Source organism: Ureaplasma ceti, from assembly GCF_040369755.1.
Lineage (GTDB): Bacteria > Bacillota_I > Bacilli_A > Mycoplasmatales > Mycoplasmoidaceae > Ureaplasma > Ureaplasma ceti.
Window position 1 is genome coordinate 1 of record NZ_BAABQM010000011.1, and the last position, 1,347, is coordinate 1,347.

Consider the following 1,347-nt stretch of genomic DNA (forward strand, 5'->3'; position numbering starts at 1 on the left):
TACAGTGGGAACCGATTATGGGACACTAATTGGTTTTAAATTTTAACACAAGAACTAAACTCAATTGGCGAAAGTCAGTTGAGTTTTTTCTGTATACGTTTGTTATTGTAATAATTAATGTATTTATGAATTTCTTTTCTCATTTCTTCAAAAGAAAGTTTGTTATCAAATTTATAAACTAATTCAGTTTTCAAAATTCTAAAGAAGTATTCAATTGGTCTATTATCTAACGAATTACCTACTCTAGATAAAGAGTGAGTTCACAATTTAGTTTTTAAATATTTGATGTATTCAATATTAGTAAATTGGAATCCATGATCGGAATGACAAATTATATTTTTACCTTTAATTTTTTTAACAACATTCATTACTGTTTTTAAATCATTAGAAATTGAAAAATCATAAGAAACAATTTCTTTCGTTTTTCAATTTATTGCGGCAGTTAAATACGCAAAGTTTCTACCTTGCGGATAATCGATAGGAATATAAGTGGTATCCAATGAAATAATTGTGTTTTCGTGATTTAAGTTGTCGTAATCACGATTAGCGTAATTCTTAGCTATATATTCAGTATTTTTAATTTCTTTTGGTTTGGCTTGTCTAATTTCAATTTGACATTTCAAATTAAACTTATTCATTAAACGACCGACATAACGATCGCTATATTTAATATTTTGTTGTTCTAAAAATACTTTTAATGGTCTACGCCCTAAATTATTATTATGTTGTTTTTGAATATTTTTCATTGTCAAAAACACCATATTAACGTAGTTAATACGATTAATTTGGTTTTCGGTCAATGGTTGATTATTTCGATTTTTAATTCTATTAATTGTTGATTTAGATAAAAATCCTGCAGAACTCCAGGCTCTACAACTGGTTTTTGATCTTTCGATAATTTTTCTAATTTTTTCCTCATCTTCTGGAGGTAACACCCCAGATTCATACAAGTCAATATAATGTTTAATAATTTCATCCAAATCATCACGATGAATGTATTCAGACGGATGCTTTTTCTTTTTTAAAATTAAGGCTTGTTTTTTAATTTGTTGTTTTTTAGGATTGGTAATTTTTCTTCCGGAATGACTAATAAGAACGTTAATATTTTTTGTATTCATATAAAGTTTGTATTTCTTCTTAAACACTTTGAAAGCGTCATGATATTGAACTTTATTTTTAATTTTATCTAAGTGTTTTAATTTATGGAAATACTCGGTTTCAAATTTTTTAGTATTAGTTTCAAATAATTGAAAATAATAAAGTCATTCACTTCATTTTAGGTGTCTAGACATATAAAAAGACACTCCTTTCTTTTTAAGGAGTGTCCCATTTTTATTTCCCTCTGTA

The 1,347-nt window shown here is 26.3% G+C and carries 1 protein-coding gene; it reads right to left on the reverse strand.

The window, feature by feature from the left end; translation table 4 throughout:
• Window positions 1-35: 35 nt before the first annotated feature.
• On the reverse strand, window positions 36-1,292 hold the full coding sequence (locus ABWU82_RS03610; RefSeq protein ID WP_353290133.1) for an IS3 family transposase: 1,257 nt from the start codon (window positions 1,290-1,292) through the stop codon (window positions 36-38).
• Window positions 1,293-1,347 lie beyond the last annotated feature (55 nt).